This is a genomic window from Halobacillus litoralis (assembly GCF_020524085.2).
GTDB classification, from domain to species: domain Bacteria; phylum Bacillota; class Bacilli; order Bacillales; family Halobacillaceae; genus Halobacillus; species Halobacillus litoralis_E.
The window spans coordinates 450,263-468,909 of record NZ_CP129016.1 but is presented as its reverse complement, the minus strand read 5'-3'; the positions used below and the strand labels follow the sequence as shown (position 1 = coordinate 468,909).

Below are 18,647 nucleotides of genomic sequence, written 5' to 3'. Positions count from 1 at the left end.
ACTCATGAGTTTGGCAACGGTTGAAAAAGAAAAGAAGAAGAGTGCCTATCTTGATACCACCTTCTCTGACTCTTCATCCATGAAGCGATTTCTTTATCATCGTAAGCCTTCTGGTGAATTGATCTTGCTCAATTATCATCTAGAAGAGAAAAGTGAAGATTATGAAGATGAACAGCTGGAGTATAAAAATATTGATTTTAGTGGAGAATGGGTAGAAAATGAGGGTATAGACAAGTATAACAGTTTATGGCTAAGAGACTATAAAGAAGTAGAGCAAACTTCGCCAAGAATAACCAATAACGAAGCAGATGGAACTGACAGTTTTATCCCTCTAGAAGAAGGTGAGCTTTTTTCTACAGAATTAATTGGCAACTTGGAAGTGGCTCCTTCATACAATGGAATTAATGAGGATAACGAGAGAAGGATTGAGGAGGTAATGCAAATGAAGTTCAATACTTATAAGTACTATACTTTAATTTGGTCTCTTTGTTCTTTGTTGGTTGGTTTTTTTGCTACAGCTGGCATTACTGGCTTATTAGGACCGTTCTCCTCAACTGTTGGACTTGTGATGTCAATTGTAGGGATAATATCTGCTAAAATTGATTGGAACGAGAGGGAGGCAGCAGATGCTTAATACGCTCCTTTTCGCTACGGGTGGACCGCCTGATCCACTAAACAAGTTTACTACCACTCTCGCCAAAAGAGCTGTCATGAAAAAGTCACAATGGTTTGTAGTGGTAGTATACTCGTTGTTATTGATGTTTATCTCAAGCTATTCATTTGTTCCACAAATGAATGAGTCTGTACCTCTTACAGATGGGGATATACGAGTTGCCTTTTGGATAGGGACTGGTATGACTTTTTTGCTTTGTGGTGCTTTTGCTTTGCCTGATATTTTTTCCAAAAAACAAAATGAAGATGGAGAATAGATTTTTAAAATGTCATTAGGTTTGTTAAAAAACTCATTACGGACCAGTTCTATTTATACTTAATTATCTTGTGTTATAAGCATCCCTCCGGGGGTGCTTTTTATGTGGAAGGAGAGAGTAGGCTAACGATGAATTCTCTTACTGTTGAGGTAGAATCTCATCTCTCAATGGATACAAGGACCTTGCGACCAAGCGAAAGACTAATGGGGAATACTCATTTGTGCTTATTAAAACAGAGCAGAACCAAGAAGAGTACGAGCCGCCAGACAACGAGGCGATTATTGAGTTAGATGGTCAAAGGGCGGCCTCAAAAACGTGTTTACCGAATACTGTATGTTGATTAGTATCAGTATGGCTATCTGGAAGCCGGAGAGCATACCTTTGAGGATATTCTGCTCATGTATTTGATGGATCCAACTTCTCTTATGTACTGGCTCAAAAAAATCAAATAAGGGGTACAGGAAAATTCAAAGAGCTAATGGAGTTTTAGATACATCCATAAGAAGCTTAGTACACAAATATGAAATGAAAATGACGTGCCCAGCGTTTGGGTAATTCTTTAGGATATAATCAATCGTACTGTTTCGCCATTGACTAATGTATATCGTTTTCACATTGTTAGTATTGAGGGAGTCAGCTATCAAATGATAGAAGATGAATATATCCTTCTAACGTATTGATCCATGCTCTAAAGTCGCCTTTGTTTCCTCTATAGAAGGGGAATTAAACGATTTAGTAGAATGCACAGTGTAATAGAAAGTAGAGTAACACTTACATTTTTTAGGGATATATTAAAGGAGGGATCTCTGGATGGATAAAATGATCAGCGAGGCAATTTCCGTATCTACGGACCCGGAACGAATAGATGTTATCATCAAACAAGCGAAGAAAAATAAAGAAGAAATTGTTAAGAATGAACAGGTGTACTTTGATGAAAGTAAAAACAAAAAAACGAAGCAAGAATATTATGCGTCTGTTGATTTTTCGGATCCTGCCAACAGCACGGCAATAGAAAAGGTTACGGAATTAATCCAGTCGACACATAAAAACTATTTGCGCTACGACCCGAGCTCATACGTTTATCCTTGGGTGGACCTTCGACCTGATGGCAAGCTGCAGAGCATCTATTCAGGAGAGGTAAGAGAACCGGAGGACGTCATCCATGAAGATTATGCTGCTTCCCAAAAACGGGAACAAAAGATAAGAGCGAACAAAGAGGAGGAGAATCTGCTGCACGTGATGGCAGAGGCCGTTACCGCCTTTAAATACAATTGTGAACATGCCGTTCCTCAATCCTGGTATGACGCGCAGGAGCCCATGCGGGGGGACCTGCATCATCTATTCACTTGTGAACCTCTATGTAATTCAATCAGAAGTAATTTTCCTTATCATGATTTTCATGATTATCCGGCTGGACAAGAGGTGGGGGTTCTTCGAATTGAGGATCAATGCGGGAAAGCAGAGGATGAATTATTTGAACCGGAATACGCAAAAGGCACGGTGGCTCGAGCGATGCTTTATTTCTTGCTGAGATATCCGGATGAATTGGAATCAAATCATAGAGAAAAAATCGATGTGGACCTTATGCTTGAGTGGCATAGTAATGAACCGCCTGAAGTTTATGAATTTCACCGGAATCACGCGATTTTTGAGCTTCAGGGGAATCGGAACCCATTTATTGATTATCCGGTGGAAATGGATGAGTTATTCAGAAATAACCAAATGTAATAACGATCGTTCAGTATATGGTGCCCCGCAATGATGGAGCGGGGGAGGCACTTTCGCGTATTCCATTCCTAAAATAAAGTTTATTCTTGAAATCAAAGTTGGACTCTCAAGAAAAGAGAGGCCAACTTTTTTTATTTCATCCATTCATCGATCAAATCTCGAACGATTTCTCTACACCACGTTTACTTACACCCACTCTAAATTTCAGTCAATGACAAGTCATCCCCAGCTGTTAAAATAAATTCCTTATTTTTAAGTTTTAATCGAAAAAAAGAAGGGGAAAAGTTATTTCAGAAAAACAATTAATAGATAATGGGGTGACTTTATGACAAAAAGAGAGGGGATACCACCCATATCCATGATTGGTCTGCTTGCTTTAATGATCATATTTGGGTGGTTTCGGTACGGATACGGGTTATTGTTCAGTGAATTTAAGAGTGCATTCGATCTTTCTACTTCCATGTTAGGGGTGATTTCCAGCCTAACGTTTGTCACCTTTTTAGTGGGGGCGTTGACGGTTGTCCTTTTTGTATCAAGGTTCGGGTCACGGCATGTCATAATGGCCGGGATCATGACCGCTTCGACGGGATTGTTAATTGCCTCTCTTACGGGGAGCTGGATCGTTTTTGCAGCCGCCTGTTTGCTTGCAGGGTTCAGTCCAGGCCTAACATGGTCTTCTTTCTCCCAAAGTGTTCATGAGCACCTGCCTGAGAACATTCATAAGCGGACACTTGCCGTTATCAGTACGGGATCGACGGTAGGTTTAATTATAATCTCTACCATTTATTTGTTCCTGGACGGAAATTGGAGACTGGTCTGGGGCGGTGGAGCTATTGTGGGATACCTTATTTATTGGTGGGCGTATAAGGAGGTCCCGTATAAGAAAGAGAATTCAAGTGTGAAGCGAATCAGAATCACGGATCTTCAACCGTTGTTCACGAAATATACGAAGCCGTTCTATGCCGCGTCGTTCTTGTTCGGTTTCACGGAGTCTACGTATTGGACGTATTCGGCGGACTTTGTTCAGGATAATTTCTCTATCGCTAATTCCAATGCGATTTTTTTCTTGATCACAGGTGTTGGAGGTCTTGCCGGATTGTTAGGGGGAGAACTTATTAGCAGATGGGGGATGAGATGGAGTTTTACAATGACGATTGTTCTTTATTCCCTCAGCATGTCCGTCCTGTTCTTATCTCAAGGATGGCTGCTTGTATGCTTCTCAGGATTGACGTTTGGGATCTCCTTCATGTTATACGCCGCGTATCTGCCAATTTGGAGTGCGAAAGTCTTTCCGAAGTTCCCAGCCCAGGGGTTCAGCATCTGTATCATCGTATTGAATATCGGGGCAATCCTCGGGCCGGCGGTGTTTGGTTGGATTTTGGCTTATTCCACGTACAGTTTGATTTTTCTGTTGTTAGGGATCATCGGCTTGGTGAAATTGTTTGCTTTGCCGGTGTTGCGGAATGAATTTTAAAAATCAATGTATCGGCATCATGAAAAAAGTTCTGCTCTCGATATTCTTGTGAGCGGAACTTTTTTATATTTGTTCCTGTCCATCTCAACGACTTCCTAATTCGCTAAAGTGTTAATACGAGGGGCGGTTACCTTTATGATGTTTCACTTGAGGTGGAAAGTCGAATGCAAAAATTTTAACGAATAGAAGGAGAAGAAAGGTATGAAAAAAATCAATGCCTGATTATCGGCTGCAAAAATTTATATTCTTTCTATAATAAAGAAGTAGACGACCTTTAAAAAATTTAAAGAGGTGTTCAGATGATAACTGATCTTAAGAAAAAGGAATTCTATCAGGCATTACTTGAAAGAAACACCGAATATGAAGGTTCTTTCTTTGTAGGAGTTAAGAGCACAGGGGTGTTTTGTCGACCAACATGCCCTGCAAGGAAACCTAAATTTGAGAACTGCGAATTTTTCTTTACTCCTCAAGAAGCGCTTCTAGCCTCGTTTCGTCCTTGCAAGAGATGTTCTCCTCTTTCTCACCCCAATCAAGTCTCTGAACTTGTTCAAAAACTTGTGCAGGCGGTTGAGGAAAACCCAGAGAAAAAATGGCGGGAGAAAGACTTCCGAGAATTCTCTGTGGATGAATCAACAGCCCGCCGTCAATTTAAAAAACGTTTTGGGATGACATTTGTGCTATACGCCCGGGCAAGAAGAATGGGCCTTGCTATGAAAGAAATTCGATCAGGAAAGGCTGTTATTGATGCACAGCTACACACAGGTTATGAATCCGGCAGCGGTTTTAGAGATGCTTTTTCTCGGATCATGGGAGAAACCCCTACGTCAGTTCAAGAAAATCGCATACTCACAGTATCTTGGTTAGATACAAGGATGGGACCAATGATTGCAATAGCAGATGAGACTGACCTTTATCTTCTCGAATTTGTGGATCGTCGTGGTTTAGAAAGAGAGGTCGAAATTCTCAGGAATAAAACGAAGGCAGCGATCATACCAGGGAAGACCGAGGCCATCCAATCAATCGAAAGGGAGTTGGATTTGTATTTTAAAGGAGAATTAACTGAATTTAAAACGCCAATTAAATGGCTGGGGACACCTTTTCAAAAAATGGTGTGGGCAAAATTGAGAGAAATTCCTTTTGGAGAAACCCGTACATATTCTGAAATGGCTTGTGAAATTGGTAAGCCAACTTCTACACGTGCGGTTGCTGGAGCTAACGGAGCCAATCAGATTGCGCTTGTGGTTCCTTGTCATCGGGTGATTCGTAGTGACGGCACATTAGGTGGATATGGTGGAGGTATCGCAAGAAAGAAATGGCTTATAGACTTAGAAGGCAAAGGGGAATAACCTAATCAAACAGAATTTGCAAAAGAACGGGCACATTGATCTGTGAGAGGTGAACCTTTGATCATCTATAATGTTTGGGTGGTGGCAGTTCAGAAGTTATACAAGATTCCCTATCTAATCAAAAAGTGACAAGCAATGGCTTGTCACTTTTTTTGCATTCTAAGTAGGAGGCAGGAACCCCCTTTTTTTATCTAGTAACAATATAAGGACGCATCATCTCATAGTCTTCATGCTCTAAAATATGGCAGTGCCACACGAACAGTCCAGGGTAAGGGCCGAAGGGAATGATGATTCGTGTTATTTCTCCAGGTCGTGCCCGTACAGTATCCTTCCATCCTCTTTCATTCAAAGCTGGAGGAACACGTGGACCTGTAGGAACGATGCGTCCTTCCTTTTCGAAGACATCACGGTCGAAGGGTTGGCGGTCGAGAATTTGGAAGCGGACTAGATGAAGGTGGATCGGGTGGACCGCTTCTGTGTCATTGATCAGGTTCCAGATTTCCGTTTGACCTAGTTTCGGAGTCTCAGAAATGGGGTCCGACCACAAACGGTCGTCTAGCAAGTGAATGTTGCGTCCGTAGGAATCTTTTCGCATGTTCAGACGTAAAGTTCGTGCATGCTGATGATGTGTAAGCTTTGGAACAGGTGCCAAGTGAGCGGGTATGGAACTCTTATCCCTAGAAGTAAGGGGGTGGACCACGCGGAATTGCATCACACTCCCCGTCGTCTCAGGGTCTGGTTTCTTCCCTTGCGTTTCGTAATCGTTTTGCAGTATGACCGATACACCGTAACACGTAGAAAAATCTACAATTACATCCGCTCGTTCTGCAGGTGCAAGTACAAGCGAAGGGACACATATCGGCGTTTCGAGTAAACCTTGATCTGTACCGATTTGGATGAAAGGTTCCCCGTTGGAAAGTGAAAAGCGATAGAAGCGGGCATTCGATCCGTTCAGGATGCGGAAACGATAGCGTCTGGGCTCTACGTTTACATGCGGCCATACTTTGCCATTCACCAAAATCGTATCTCCGTAGAAATCTGGTATGACGGAAGGGCGGGGAGTCATTAACGGTGGGACTGGTTCATCAGGGTAGAAGAGGCGACCATCTTCATGGAACGACCGGTCTTGGATAATCAACGGAATGTCGAAGGGCCCACATGGTAGATTCAAACGGGCTTCTTCCCGGTCATGGATGATGTACATGCCGGCAAGTCCGGCATAAATATTAAGGCGCGTGAGGCCCATGGCATGGTCGTGGTACCACAAGTTGGTCGCGGGCTGGTGATTGGGATACGTGTACAGCCTATTGGTAAAATGGGGGCCTACTTTTTGAAAGTCACGGGTGAACCACGCTTCTGGATAACCATCACTTGTATCCGGCGTCACCCCTCCATGGAGGTGCACGACAGTCCGAACTTCCGGTTGGCTTTTCTCAGCCCCGTGTACAGTCGTATCAATGGGAAGAAAATGCCATTCAGGAAGTTTATTTTTCCATAACACGTGGACCGGCTGATGTCTCTGCACGTGAAAAGTAGGACCGGGATACAGCCCATTATAGCCCCAAACCTTCGTCGGAGGGAGGTCTCGGTGCAGTTTCTGAAAGGTTTCCTGCATCGTCACTTCATAAAAGGGCACATTCTGAATATGACCTGTTGGGCGGATGCTCTCCATAATGGGAAGGGGGTCCACGAACTTCTTCAGCATACCTATCTCTCCTCTTGATCGTTAGGACTTATTTTATTGTATTTGCAGGGGAGGGGGATTACGCCTGTTTCACTCTTTCTATCATTCTACGGAGATACAAAGTCTATGAAATATCTAAAGCAGCCAGTCTGAAATAGACTGGCTGCTCACCGAAAAAATAAAAATTATAGGGGACGATCATCAAATTCATAATGAACAGGACCGGGGGCTACTCTCGCATTTTCCAGAGCGGGTGTATCTGGTCTTGCGATTTGATAGACGGCTGCTCCGACAATCTCCGTTGTCTCTTTCAGTTTTTCTTTACTAATTTTATCTAACGTATCTTCAGGGGAGTGGTACCACGGCTCAAGGGGAGCATGAATAAATAGTGCGGCAGGAATCCCCTCCACATAAAACGGAACATGGTCGCTGCGGCCAAGCTGCCCATATTCGACCACTTCTGCCACTCTTGCGCCTGCAGATGCGCCTAAATCTGTCACTAGGTTTTTCTCTCCATCCGGAGTGAACATAATCAAGTCACCAGAGTCGCGGCTTCCGATCATATCCATTTGGAAATGAGCAGAGATTCGTTTGATTTCATCATCGCTCAGTGTGCTGACGTAGTGATAGGAACCGAGCAGACCTTTTTCTTCCGCTCCAAAGGTCATAAAACGTAACTCTGTGTCCGTCGGAGTTTTCGCCATAATCTTAGCTAATTCCAGTACCCCGGACACACCGGAAGCATCATCGTTGGCTCCTGGTCCACCTGCTACGGAGTCGTGGTGGGCACCCACTGTCACAATTTGGCCTGTATCTTTATTTTTGTGTGGTTTCATAGTGGCAATCACGTTATAAGATGTTTGATCGATGGGTCCTGCATCTTGTACGGATACTGCTGCCGTGACTTCTTCTGACTGAAGTTGATTCACGAGGGACAGTCCAGCTTCCCGGTCGATCGCTACAGCCGGAATGTTCTGCCCTTCATATGTATAACCGAAATCGCTGCCTTCTGCTCCTTCACGGTTAAACATAATGACGCCTACAGCGCCTTTATCGATCACGTTTTGGACTTTTTCATAAAAACTGATTTCGCCTCTTTCAATCAACGCGATTTTACCGGAAACGGTATCCGGGACATCCTCAGAGTAAGCCAGACCTACATACTCCAGGGAGGCTTCGACTGTACCGTTTACAGACCCATTAAAGGTATGGACATCACCAGCAAAGTCTGAGCTATTGATTGAAATGGAGGAAGTTCCTTCGTCCCACGCTTGGATGGTGAAAGGTTGCAATTCTGTTTCATAACCGTAGCTTTCAAATTCGCTTTTAATGTACTGAACGGCTTCATACTCGCCCTGTGTTCCTGCTTCCCTAGGCTGTTTTGACAACAGGTCTACCCGTTCGTAGAGACGATCGGCACTGATTTTTTTAATCACCTTATTATCAAAAGCATGATCGGCTTGTTCATTTGGAGCAGGGGGGTCAGCAAAAGTGACAGCAGGTGCAGAGCCTAAAACTAATCCAGCGGCTAACATGAAAGGAATGGCTTTCTTAGACAAATCAATTTCCTCCTCTTAAATCGTAATAGAACCGTACTATTGGTAGTTTATCAGAATTGTAATTATTTGGTTTTTAATATAAAACGAGGAGATAGTGGCTTTCCATATCCTTCTTACCTATGAGCAAAAGGAGAATATTGAGGGAGGATGTCGAATCTATAGTTCGTCATAGGTAGATCCGTGATGAATTTTGAGGGGTTTTCATAGAAGCTGTTACTAAAGGTTCATTTTTGCAGATTCCGCACTTTTTGACGACATGAAGAAAAACAAAGAATGTTTACTCCATGGTTTTGACTTTTGATTTCACATGCATCAAAATATAATTTGGATAGAAGAGGTGAAACGATGTCAGATAAAATGAATCATGCGCGTTGGTTCAGTATGGCACTGAAAGCATTGATTGTCTTAGCTGAAAACGAAAGCCGCTGTCCGAGTGGAAAGCTTGCAGAAAAGCTCGAGTCTCAGTCTGTTTATCTTCGTAAGATTTTGACTCACTTGGTCAAGGCGGGCATCATAAGTGCGAAAGAAGGCCGTGATGGGGGATACACCCTTAGTAAAAAGCCGGAAGACATTAAGCTTTCTGAAGTATATGAAGCCATTCGTGCTGAAACCGTGGTGAAAGACTACTTTGAGACAGAAGGGAAACACTGTTTTTCAGGGACTTCCCAACAGTCTCTATGTGATCTGCAAAAGGAAATGGAGACTTGGATTTTGGAAGGGTTACAAACGAAATCCCTATCTGATCTTATTGAACAGTAAAACGAAACGATAACGGTTTCGTTTTCTTTTTATAAGTAACTGTATTTGACAAAACAACAGTTAACAGCCTATACTGTAATTGTTAAAGATACAGTTGAAGGAGTGCAGATCCATGTCCAACAAAACGATGACCAAAGAAGAATATCTCAATAAAGTGAAAGAAATCGATACGACGAAGGAAGCTCCGAAAGTCCTTGAAGATACCGATTTTCTGACCATAGCGAAAGAACGCCGTTCCGTACGTCAGTATGACCCGGATTATAAGATTGATCGTAAAGAAATTGAAGAACTGTTGGAGACTGCGACGCTGGCACCTTCTTCATCCAATCTGCAATCGTGGCGTTTCCTTGTCATAGACGAGCAGGAAGAGAAAGAAAGACTGCTTCCCATTGCGAATAACCAGCAGCAAATTGTGGATGCTTCCGCTGTAATCGCGGTTCTTGGAGATAAAAAAGCCTATAAGAATGCCGATCAAATCTATTCTCAAATTGCTGAAAAAGGCAATATGCCTGAAGATGTGAAAGACATGTACGTCAACAGCATCTTCGACAACTATGGAAACTTCCCTGAAGAGCGTCTTGCGAAAATTGCTCACATTGACGGTGGAATCGTGGCGATGCAGTTCATGCTTGCGGCGAAAGCGAAAGGATATGATACCGTACCGATGGGTGGATACGATGAAGAGCAGTTCTTGAAAGCTTTCCATGTACCTGAGGAATATACGTCTGTTATGTTGATTTCTCTGGGTAAAGGAGTCAAAGCTGGCTTCCAGAAAACACGCCTTCCTTTAGATAGTGTCGTCAATTGGAACCGTTTTGAATGAGACGATAATTCTTGTGAAAGTGCCGGGTCTTCCCTTTGCTAAGTGAGAATATAATATTTTCTTAGCTAGGTATGCATATGATGATGTTGAAAAAAGATGACAAGCATTAGCTTGTCATCTTTTTTTGTATGTCGTACTCATCTAAAAAAATTTGTGGATTTGATCTCTAGTTTTTCATTGAAAAGTAATCATGCAGTAGGGGCCTCATTTTTTGAATGAATACCATTCATAAATAGAAAAGGTAAGTTTAACCTTAGGGAATCCAAAGAAAAAACTCAGGAGGATCCCTGAGTTTTCATAGGCACTTATGGTCTTCCTATTTGCATTGGTGCTTCCTGGAACGCAATTCCTCTTTCAATACTATCTACATCACACAAAGGTACAAAACTAGTTGTACCCGGTACAAGTAAATCTTCAACTTCAATTACACTGTTTTCCAGACCTCTGAATCTTCCAATATAAATAGCTGCCACTTTTTCTCCAAAAAAAGTGATCCCAATTGTATCGCCGCATCGAAAATGTTTTTTGATCATTTTTTCCAATCCGGTTACGCAACAGCTGCATACATTTACACTATTTTCATCTTTTTTAGGAGGATACTCTTTCCAACAGCTACAATCATAGTTATTATTACTGTCCATAACATTCACCTCCTTATACGTCGATAGATTATTATATGTAGAAATGAGAGTTTCGTATGGTTGTCTCTCTCTACCCTTCTGTATTCTTGCTATAAATTCATACATTCTTAGAAAAGGAACGAATGAGATGATGGAAATCACTTTGCCTATCGACGAGATGGGGCACATGGGCAGTATTCGTTAGTTAATCAGCCGAAGAAAGTAAATTTTCTTCGACTGATTTTTTTTATTTTTGATGAAGCGTTTATCTGCGCTTTAAATCAGTATTCTTGCGATAAGGAGGCCGCTCATTTTTTGTTCGTATTTCTTTGACAGCCTCTAATAGACGTGTTAGTGTTAAAAACGTTAAATAAATTCTTAACAAACTTAATTCACTTCAGAATTGGAGTTGATCAAATGAACGTAAATATAAAATTGAAACAATACATGAATGGGAAATGGGTAGACGCAAATTCAGAGAATACGCGTACGATTATCAATCCATTCAATCAAGAAACGATCGCTGTCGTTCCAGAAGGCGACGAAACAGATGCACAAGCAGCCATTGCGGCAGCAAGAGAAGCTTTCGATTACGGCGAATGGCCAACGACTCCGGCAACGGAGCGTGGAGCAATTGTACGGAAGATTGCTGAATTGATAGAGAGAGATAAAGAAGAACTAGCGAATCTAGAATCCTTGGATACTGGTAAAACAGTAGAAGAAAGCCGCGGAGACATGGATGATATCGCTGGAGTCTTCCGTTACTATGCAGAGATTGCGGATAAGAATGGTGGCGAGATCATCGATTCTCCAGTGCCGAACTCCATCAGTAAAGTCGTTCACGAACCGGTTGGTGTTTGTGGGCAGATTACCCCTTGGAATTATCCTCTACTTCAAGCGTCCTGGAAACTGGCTCCAGCGCTTGCAACTGGTAACACATTAGTTATGAAGCCAAGTGAAATCACGCCGCTTACGCATATCAAAGTATTTGAGTTGATGGAAGAAGCGGGCGTACCTGCGGGTGTGGCGAACCTCGTTCTTGGCGCAGGCGCAACCGTAGGTGCCGAGTTGTCCAGTAACGAAGACGTCGATCTTATTTCCTTCACCGGTGGTATTGTGACCGGGAAGAAAATCATGCAGGCAGCAAGCTCGAACGTGAAGAAGCTCGCTCTTGAGCTTGGCGGGAAAAATCCGAATGTCATTTTCGCAGATGCTGATTTTGACCTTGCTGTTGATCAGGCATTGAACGGAGTATTCTTCCACGCAGGGCAGATCTGTTCTGCTGGGACAAGACTGATTGTAGAAGAAAGCATTCACGATGAGTTCGTCAACGCACTTGTCGAGCGAGTGAAGAAATTCAAACTGGGAAGCGGATTTGACGAAGATACCCAAATGGGACCACTGATTTCCGCCGACCACCTTGCAAAAGTTGAAAAGTATGTAGAAGCAGGGATTGAAGAAGGGGCTACGGTAGCCGTGGGCGGTAAACGTCCGGAAGACCCTGAATTACAGAATGGCTTCTTCTTCCTGCCGACCATTTTCACCGATTGCACAACCGACATGACGGTTGTCCATGAAGAAGGCTTCGGTCCAGTCATCACAGTTGAGAAGTTCACGAAAGAAGAAGAAGCGGTAAAACTTGCGAATGATTCCATCTACGGACTTGCCGGCGGTGTCTTCACAAACGATATCGCAAAAGCAGAGCGCTGTGCAGCGAAGATGCGTATGGGTACAGTATGGATCAATGAATTCAACCTGTACTTCCCACACGCGCCTTGGGGTGGATACAAGCAATCCGGAATCGGACGAGAACTAGGTAAGTTAGGAATTGAAGAATATACAGAAACGAAGCATATTTTCCAAAACCTTAAACCAGAACAAATCAACTGGTTCTAAGCTAATTATTTATTTTTAACATTCATGAACAAAAACAGATAAAGGGAGAAGGGGTATTCCGAGCTCCTTCTTTCCGTATTAAACATCAAGGAGGAACAGTGTATGGCTATGATTGAATCATATGATTACGTAATCGTTGGAGGCGGTAGTGCAGGTTCAGTAATGGGAAACCGCCTAAGTGAGGATGGTAAAAAAAGCGTCCTTGTACTAGAAGCAGGACGCAGTGACTATTCTTGGGACTTATTGATCCAAATGCCTGCGGCTCTGCCATTCCCTTCAGGTAAAAACCTTTATGACTGGCAGTACGAATCAGACCCAGAACCATATATGAATGGACGCCGTATCCCTCATGCCCGAGGAAAAGTTCTGGGAGGTTCCAGTTCCATTAACGGGATGATCTACCAACGTGGAAACCCGAAAGACTATGAACGCTGGGGTGCCGATGAAGGAATGACAAACTGGGATTGGGCTCACTGCCTTCCATACTTCAAGCGTCTGGAAAATGCGCTGGCGTCACCGGAAGATGACATGCGCGGCCACGATGGTCCCATTAAATTGGAGCGCGGTCCAGCGAAAAACCCTCTATTCCAGGCCTTTTTTGATTCAGCAGTAGAAGCCGGTTATAACCGTACACCTGATGTGAACGGATTTCGTCAGGAAGGGTTCGGCCCATTTGATAAGCATGTGTACAAAGGGCAGCGCTTGTCAGCCTCACGTGCTTACTTGCACCCGATCATGGACCGTGAGAATCTGACAGTCAAGACTCGTGCTTTCGTTACGAGCATTGACTTTGATGGCACGAAAGCAAAAGGATTGACCTATAAGCGAAACGGAAAAATGCATCAAGTGGAAGCAGGAGAAGTCATCCTTGCCGGTGGAGCGATCAACACGCCACAGCTGCTTCAACTATCTGGTGTAGGCGATGCGAAACACCTTCGCTCTCTTGGCATTGATCCAGTTGTTGACCTTCCAGGTGTAGGGGAAAACCTTCAGGATCACCTTGAAGTTTATGTCCAGCACGCTTGCCCTGTTCCTGTTTCCGAACAGCCGAACCTCCAGAAGCGCCGTATGCCTTGGATCGGTCTTCAGTGGATGCTTGGACGTACAGGTCCAGCTGCGACGAACCACTTCGAAGGCGGAGGTTTCGTCCGTTCCAACGATGAGGTCGACTACCCGAACTTGATGTTCCACTTCCTTCCGGTAGCCGTCCGTTACGATGGACAAAAAGCACCGACAGATCACGGTTTCCAAGTTCACATCGGACCAATGTACTCCGATGCCCGTGGATCTTTGAAGATTAAATCAAAAGATCCAAAAGAGCATCCAAGCATGGTTTACAACTACCTTTCTACAGAACAGGACAAACGAGAGTGGATCGAAGCCATCAATATCACCCGTGAAATTATGTCCCAGCCTTCTATGAAGCCATATAATGCTGGTGAAATTTCACCTGGTCCTACGGTACAAACCGAGGAAGAAATCCTTGAATGGGTAAGAGAAGATGCGGAGACAGCTCTTCACCCGTCTTGTACGGCGAAAATGGGACCTGAAACAGATCCTATGTCTGTCGTAGACCCTGAATCGATGAAGGTTCACGGACTTGATAACGTACGCGTAGTCGATGCATCTGCTATGCCTTACGTGACAAACGGAAATATTCACGCACCTGTATTGATGCTGGCAGAAAAGGCTGCAGACCTTATCCTTGGACGTAAACCGCTCGATCCAATCGACGCCGATTACTACCAGCACGGTGTCCACCCAGCGGATGCAGGAACCGTTCCTAAATCTAATGCCAAAGCTGTAACAAAATAAAACGTAAAAGGAGAAGGACCCTTTAAAATGTATGACTCGTGAAGCGTACATGGATGAAGGGGAGCCTTCTCCTTTTTATTGTTTTTAACATGAAAAGCGTTCCATCCAAATAATGGATGGAACGCTTTTTGTACAAAAATATCACGATAAGAGACGGACCCAAGCTCAATTAATTGTACTGAGGTTCTTTTCGCGACTTTTTCCGTTCGCTGCGAATGGTTGACTGAGCGGCTGCCAGTCGTGCTGATGGAACGCGGAAAGGAGAGCAGCTTACATACTCCAGTCCTAAATCATAGCAGAACTGAATGGACTCTTTTTCTCCTCCGTGTTCTCCACAAATCCCTGTTTTCAGGGCAGGATTTGTTGCTTTACCCAGTTTGACACCACTCTCTACAAGTTTTCCAACACCATCCTGGTCCAAGGAAACGAATGGATTTCTGTGTAGCACATCGCTATCTACATACTGTTGAAGAAACTTACCTTCTGCATCGTCTCGACTGAACCCAAACGTCGTTTGAGTTAAATCATTGGTTCCAAAGGAGAAGAAGTCTGCCTCTTCAGCAATCTGATCGGCTGTGAGTGCTGCACGCGGTGTTTCAATCATGGTTCCAATTAAATAATTAAATTCCAGGCCAGTTTCTGTCTGGACTTGCTGGCTGATTCGAATCACCAATTGGCGCATTTCTTTCAGTTCATTCACATGGCTGACTAACGGAATCATGATTTCCGGTTTCACTGTGATTCCTTTTTTCATGACGGTAGACATCGCCTGGAAAATAGCCATGATTTGCATTTCGTAAATTTCGGGATGAATCATGCCTAAGCGGCAGCCACGAAGGCCTAACATAGGATTTGCTTCTTCTAATAATCGTACTTTGCGTAAAAGGTTTTGTTTTTCCTGCAACTCTTTTGAGTCGGGACTAGTGATTTGCAACCTCGTCACATTAACGAGCAATTCTTCTTTGTCCGGCATAAATTCATGAAGCGGGGGATCTAGTAACCTTACAGTGATGGGATGTCCTTGCATCGTTTCAAAAATCTGCTCAAAATCCTGTTGCTGCATAGGCAGGAGTTGATCAAGAGCCTCCTTACGTTCCATGATCGTTTCAGATAGGATCATGCTTTGAACGGTAGGAATACGGGAACTGTCCATAAACATATGCTCGGTACGGCAAAGACCAATGCCACCGGCTCCAAACTCCAGGGCTTTCGCAGCGTCTGTTGGATTATCCGCATTCGCCCGGACTCCGATCTTTCTTTCTTCATCTGCCCAGCGAAGCAGCAGTTGGAATTCTTCCGAAAGTTCTGGTTCAATCATTGGAATTTCACCGAGGAAGATTTCCCCTGTCGATCCGTCAATTGTAATGGTATCCCCGTGGTTTACAGTCGTCTCGCCTACGGTAAACTGTTTGGATTCCAAATGGATTTTCATAGAGTCACAGCCGCATATACAAGCTTTCCCCATTCCTCTGGCAACAACGGCGGCATGACTGGTCATCCCGCCTCGGCTTGTCACTGTAGCTTGAGAGGCGATGATTCCATGGATGTCATCAGGTGTCGTTTCAGGGCGGACGAGAATGACCTTCTTTCCATCCTTGGCCAGCATATCTGCTTCATCCGCATCAAAGACGACCTGTCCTGTAGCAGCTCCAGGGGAAGCGGGTAAGCCTGTAGCTAAATGTTCCCTCTTGTATTCAGGATCGATACGGTGATGGAGGAGCTGATTGAGCTGATCGGGATCCACGCGTAATAAAGCTTCCCGCTGGTCCATGATTTTCTCTTTTACCATTTCAACAGCAATTCGAATGGCTGCCTGGGCCGTTCGCTTCCCTGTCCGTGTTTGTAGGATGAACAGCTTTCCACGTTCTACTGTAAATTCAATGTCCTGCATATCTTTGTAATGGTCTTCTAATAACTGACAGGTCTCCACCAATTGTTGATAGACATCCGGCATTTCATCTTTAAGCGTCGCAATCGGCTGAGGTGTACGGATCCCTGCGACGACGTCTTCTCCCTGTGCATTGATCAAATATTCTCCATAAAGCTTAGACTCCCCGGTGGATGGGTTGCGCGTAAAGGCAACCCCCGTGCCGGAATCCTCTCCCATATTTCCGAAAACCATGCTTTGAATGTTGACCGCTGTACCAAGGTGGCCGGGAATTTGATGAAGGCGGCGGTACAGGATGGCCCGTTTGTTATTCCATGAGTCAAACACGGCCTTAATTGTAAGGAAAAGCTGTTCCTTTGGATCCTGAGGAAAGCTTCGCTTCGTATTTTTGAGCACAATCGATTTGAATGCTTCGATTACTTCTTTCCAATCTTCGGCTGTGAGTTCTGTATCGGACTGGTACCCTTTTTCTTCGCGGATTTCTTCCAAGCGATGTTCGAAAAAGTAGTTTTCTATATTCAGGACAACATTCCCAAACATTTGAATAAACCGGCGATAGGAATCATAGGCAAAGCGAGCGTTATTCGTAAGTTCGGCCATTCCTTTAACCGTGTCATCATTCATTCCAAGGTTCAAAACGGTATCCATCATCCCAGGCATGGAATGGACGGCACCTGAGCGCACAGAAACGAGAAGTGGATTGGTTGGATCCCCTAATTTTTTGTCTGTTTTCTCTTCAAGGACTTGGAGGGATTGTAATACTTGGGATTCGACTTCTGGAGATATGGATTTTTCTGCATCATAATAGGCGTTGCAGGCGTCTGTGGTAATCGTAAAACCATAAGGAACGGGTAAACCGATCCGGGTCATTTCAGCTAAATTCGCGCCTTTTCCACCTAGGAGTTCTTTCTCGTTTTTTTCAGAGTGATCAAACATGAATACAAAATGGTTTTCCATTAGGCAAAGCTCCCCCTTTTATTAAACATGGCCAGGATGATATCGGCTGTCTCTTCAATCGCCTTATTGGAAACATCAATCACTGGACATCCAATTTTTTTCATAATGTCTTCCGCACACGTTAATTCTTCGAAGATTCGATTCAATGAGGCATAACTGGCTGAGTTTGTTAGTCCCAGTCTTTTTAATCGTTCTCTGCGAATATCATTTAATTTTTCCGGTGAAATGATTAATCCAATGCATTTTTTCCTTGGAATCTCAAAAAGTTCTTCAGGAGGCGGAACCTCAGGGATCAGAGGCACATTGGCTACCTTGAATTGTTTATTTGCTAGATACATAGAAAGAGGAGTCTTGGAGGTCCTCGATACCCCGACGAGCACAATATCTGCCTGTTTCAATCCTCTGACTTCCTGTCCGTCATCATATTTCACAGCAAACTCAATGGCTTCCACCCGTTTGAAATAGTTCTCATCCAACTTTCTCATCTGCCCAGGCTGACGATTGGGCTGCAGATTGAATTTTTGAGAGAACGCATTCATGAGAGGATACATCAAATCAACCGCAATGATTTGTTCTTCATCCGCTCTCTTGTCAAGATAATCCTTCAAATCAGGGAGGACGATGGTGTAAGCAATGATGGAAGGGCGATACTTTGCAACCGTGATGACATTATTTATATCCTGCTCGTCCTCTACATAGGAAAAGTGCTGGATCTCAACTTCCTGACCAAAAAATTGACTTGCCACAGCTTTTACCATTAATTCAGCTGTTTCCCCGACGGAATCGGACACGATATAAACCATTTCTTGATTCGTCACAATCCATCTCCCTTACGTTTAGTCATTAGCGGAAGTGTATGAAAACGTTGGCTTATGTACAGTTTTCCAACCTTTCATCCCTTCCTGATTAATGTGTCACACTAATGTGGTGTTATTAAGTTAATGTGTCATACTATTACTGAATAGTATAGTATCATTGTTTGCGGATGGATACAACAAAAAAATCGTTTATGATTCATGCTCATTATTAAAAGACTGGTTGTCTGTTGATCCAGAGCAAGTTGTCTAAAGTTTGAAAGCGTACTATAATGGAAACGAATCTTGTACATAAAGGAGGGAAAATCATGCCTACATTCACCTTAGACGTCAAAAGTGAGGACAAACATCTGC

The 18,647-nt window shown here is 43.6% G+C and carries 14 protein-coding genes; 9 read left to right on the top strand and 5 right to left on the bottom strand.

Going from position 1 to position 18,647, the window contains the following annotated elements; translation table 11 throughout:
• Positions 1 to 4 precede the first annotated feature (4 nt).
• The 5 genes from LC065_RS02395 (at position 5) to LC065_RS02375 (ending at position 5,477) form a co-directional block, all read left to right on the top strand.
• On the top strand, positions 5 to 634 hold the full coding sequence (locus LC065_RS02395; protein WP_226593615.1) for a hypothetical protein: 630 nt from the start codon (positions 5 to 7) through the stop codon (positions 632 to 634).
• The gene (locus LC065_RS02390) at positions 627 to 929 is read left to right on the top strand and encodes a hypothetical protein (protein ID WP_226593617.1); all 303 of its coding nucleotides are present in this window, start codon (positions 627 to 629) and stop codon (positions 927 to 929) included. Before LC065_RS02395 ends, LC065_RS02390 begins: the two co-directional genes overlap by 8 nt.
• An 810-nt stretch (positions 930 to 1,739) precedes the next feature.
• Positions 1,740 to 2,657 (top strand): endonuclease I family protein, encoded by a 918-nt coding sequence (locus LC065_RS02385; RefSeq protein WP_306163735.1) that lies wholly within the window; start codon positions 1,740 to 1,742, stop codon positions 2,655 to 2,657.
• A gap of 325 nt (positions 2,658 to 2,982) precedes the next feature.
• Positions 2,983 to 4,131, top strand: coding sequence for an MFS transporter (locus LC065_RS02380; protein ID WP_226593620.1), 1,149 nt, complete (start codon positions 2,983 to 2,985; stop codon positions 4,129 to 4,131).
• 299 nt (positions 4,132 to 4,430) lie between these two features.
• Positions 4,431 to 5,477: a bifunctional transcriptional activator/DNA repair enzyme AdaA gene (locus tag LC065_RS02375; protein ID WP_226593622.1), complete on the top strand. Its 1,047-nt coding sequence runs from the start codon at positions 4,431 to 4,433 to the stop codon at positions 5,475 to 5,477.
• A 187-nt stretch (positions 5,478 to 5,664) separates the two neighbouring features.
• On the opposite strand, the gene LC065_RS02370 is transcribed toward LC065_RS02375, so the two are convergent.
• Positions 5,665 to 7,182, bottom strand: coding sequence for a multicopper oxidase family protein (locus LC065_RS02370; protein ID WP_226593624.1), 1,518 nt, complete (start codon positions 7,180 to 7,182; stop codon positions 5,665 to 5,667).
• Positions 7,183 to 7,346: 164 nt separating this feature from the next.
• Complete coding sequence (locus LC065_RS02365) at positions 7,347 to 8,720, bottom strand: M28 family peptidase (RefSeq protein WP_226593626.1); 1,374 nt, start codon at positions 8,718 to 8,720, stop codon at positions 7,347 to 7,349.
• 345 nt (positions 8,721 to 9,065) lie between these two features.
• On the opposite strand from LC065_RS02365, the gene LC065_RS02360 reads away from it, so the two are divergent.
• Entirely contained in the window at positions 9,066 to 9,479 is a 414-nt protein-coding gene (locus LC065_RS02360; RefSeq protein ID WP_226593629.1) for an RrF2 family transcriptional regulator, read from the top strand.
• A 112-nt stretch (positions 9,480 to 9,591) separates the two neighbouring features.
• Positions 9,592 to 10,302: a nitroreductase family protein gene (locus LC065_RS02355; RefSeq protein ID WP_226593630.1), complete on the top strand. Its 711-nt coding sequence runs from the start codon at positions 9,592 to 9,594 to the stop codon at positions 10,300 to 10,302.
• 305 nt (positions 10,303 to 10,607) lie between these two features.
• Here the strand turns inward: LC065_RS02355 and LC065_RS02350 are convergent, their stop codons facing one another.
• Entirely contained in the window at positions 10,608 to 10,943 is a 336-nt protein-coding gene (locus LC065_RS02350; RefSeq protein ID WP_226593632.1) for a hypothetical protein, read from the bottom strand.
• Between the two features lie 396 nt (positions 10,944 to 11,339).
• Between LC065_RS02350 and betB the strand changes: the two genes are divergently transcribed.
• Together betB and betA are read left to right on the top strand one after the other, a co-directional pair.
• Positions 11,340 to 12,818, top strand: a complete 1,479-nt coding sequence (gene betB, locus LC065_RS02345) for a betaine-aldehyde dehydrogenase (protein WP_306163734.1) — start codon at positions 11,340 to 11,342, stop codon at positions 12,816 to 12,818.
• Positions 12,819 to 12,926: 108 nt separating this feature from the next.
• Positions 12,927 to 14,633 carry a choline dehydrogenase gene (gene betA, locus LC065_RS02340; RefSeq protein WP_226594098.1) on the top strand — a complete coding sequence of 569 codons (1,707 nt, stop codon included), beginning with the start codon at positions 12,927 to 12,929 and terminating at the stop codon, positions 14,631 to 14,633.
• A 169-nt stretch (positions 14,634 to 14,802) separates the two neighbouring features.
• Here the strand turns inward: betA and ppdK are convergent, their stop codons facing one another.
• Positions 14,803 to 17,478, bottom strand: a complete 2,676-nt coding sequence (gene ppdK, locus LC065_RS02335; RefSeq protein ID WP_306163733.1) for a pyruvate, phosphate dikinase — start codon at positions 17,476 to 17,478, stop codon at positions 14,803 to 14,805.
• Positions 17,478 to 18,296, bottom strand: coding sequence for a pyruvate, water dikinase regulatory protein (locus tag LC065_RS02330; RefSeq protein ID WP_226593638.1), 819 nt, complete (start codon positions 18,294 to 18,296; stop codon positions 17,478 to 17,480). Before LC065_RS02330 ends, ppdK begins: the two co-directional genes overlap by 1 nt.
• Positions 18,297 to 18,647: the final 351 nt, after the last annotated feature.

What these genes read in the sequence shown, in the direction of transcription:
- LC065_RS02395 (WP_226593615.1), top strand. Translation starts at nt 5, where the DNA reads ATGAGTTTGGCAACGGTTGAAAAAGAAAAGAAGAAGAGTGCCTATCTT.
- LC065_RS02390 (WP_226593617.1), top strand. Translation starts at nt 627, where the DNA reads ATGCTTAATACGCTCCTTTTCGCTACGGGTGGACCGCCTGATCCACTA.
- LC065_RS02385 (WP_306163735.1), top strand. Translation starts at nt 1,740, where the DNA reads ATGGATAAAATGATCAGCGAGGCAATTTCCGTATCTACGGACCCGGAA.
- LC065_RS02380 (WP_226593620.1), top strand. Translation starts at nt 2,983, where the DNA reads ATGACAAAAAGAGAGGGGATACCACCCATATCCATGATTGGTCTGCTT.
- LC065_RS02375 (WP_226593622.1), top strand. Translation starts at nt 4,431, where the DNA reads ATGATAACTGATCTTAAGAAAAAGGAATTCTATCAGGCATTACTTGAA.
- LC065_RS02370 (WP_226593624.1), bottom strand. Translation starts at nt 7,182, where the DNA reads ATGCTGAAGAAGTTCGTGGACCCCCTTCCCATTATGGAGAGCATCCGC.
- LC065_RS02360 (WP_226593629.1), top strand. Translation starts at nt 9,066, where the DNA reads ATGTCAGATAAAATGAATCATGCGCGTTGGTTCAGTATGGCACTGAAA.
- LC065_RS02355 (WP_226593630.1), top strand. Translation starts at nt 9,592, where the DNA reads ATGTCCAACAAAACGATGACCAAAGAAGAATATCTCAATAAAGTGAAA.
- LC065_RS02350 (WP_226593632.1), bottom strand. Translation starts at nt 10,943, where the DNA reads ATGGACAGTAATAATAACTATGATTGTAGCTGTTGGAAAGAGTATCCT.
- betB (WP_306163734.1), top strand. Translation starts at nt 11,340, where the DNA reads ATGAACGTAAATATAAAATTGAAACAATACATGAATGGGAAATGGGTA.
- betA (WP_226594098.1), top strand. Translation starts at nt 12,927, where the DNA reads ATGATTGAATCATATGATTACGTAATCGTTGGAGGCGGTAGTGCAGGT.
- ppdK (WP_306163733.1), bottom strand. Translation starts at nt 17,478, where the DNA reads ATGGAAAACCATTTTGTATTCATGTTTGATCACTCTGAAAAAAACGAG.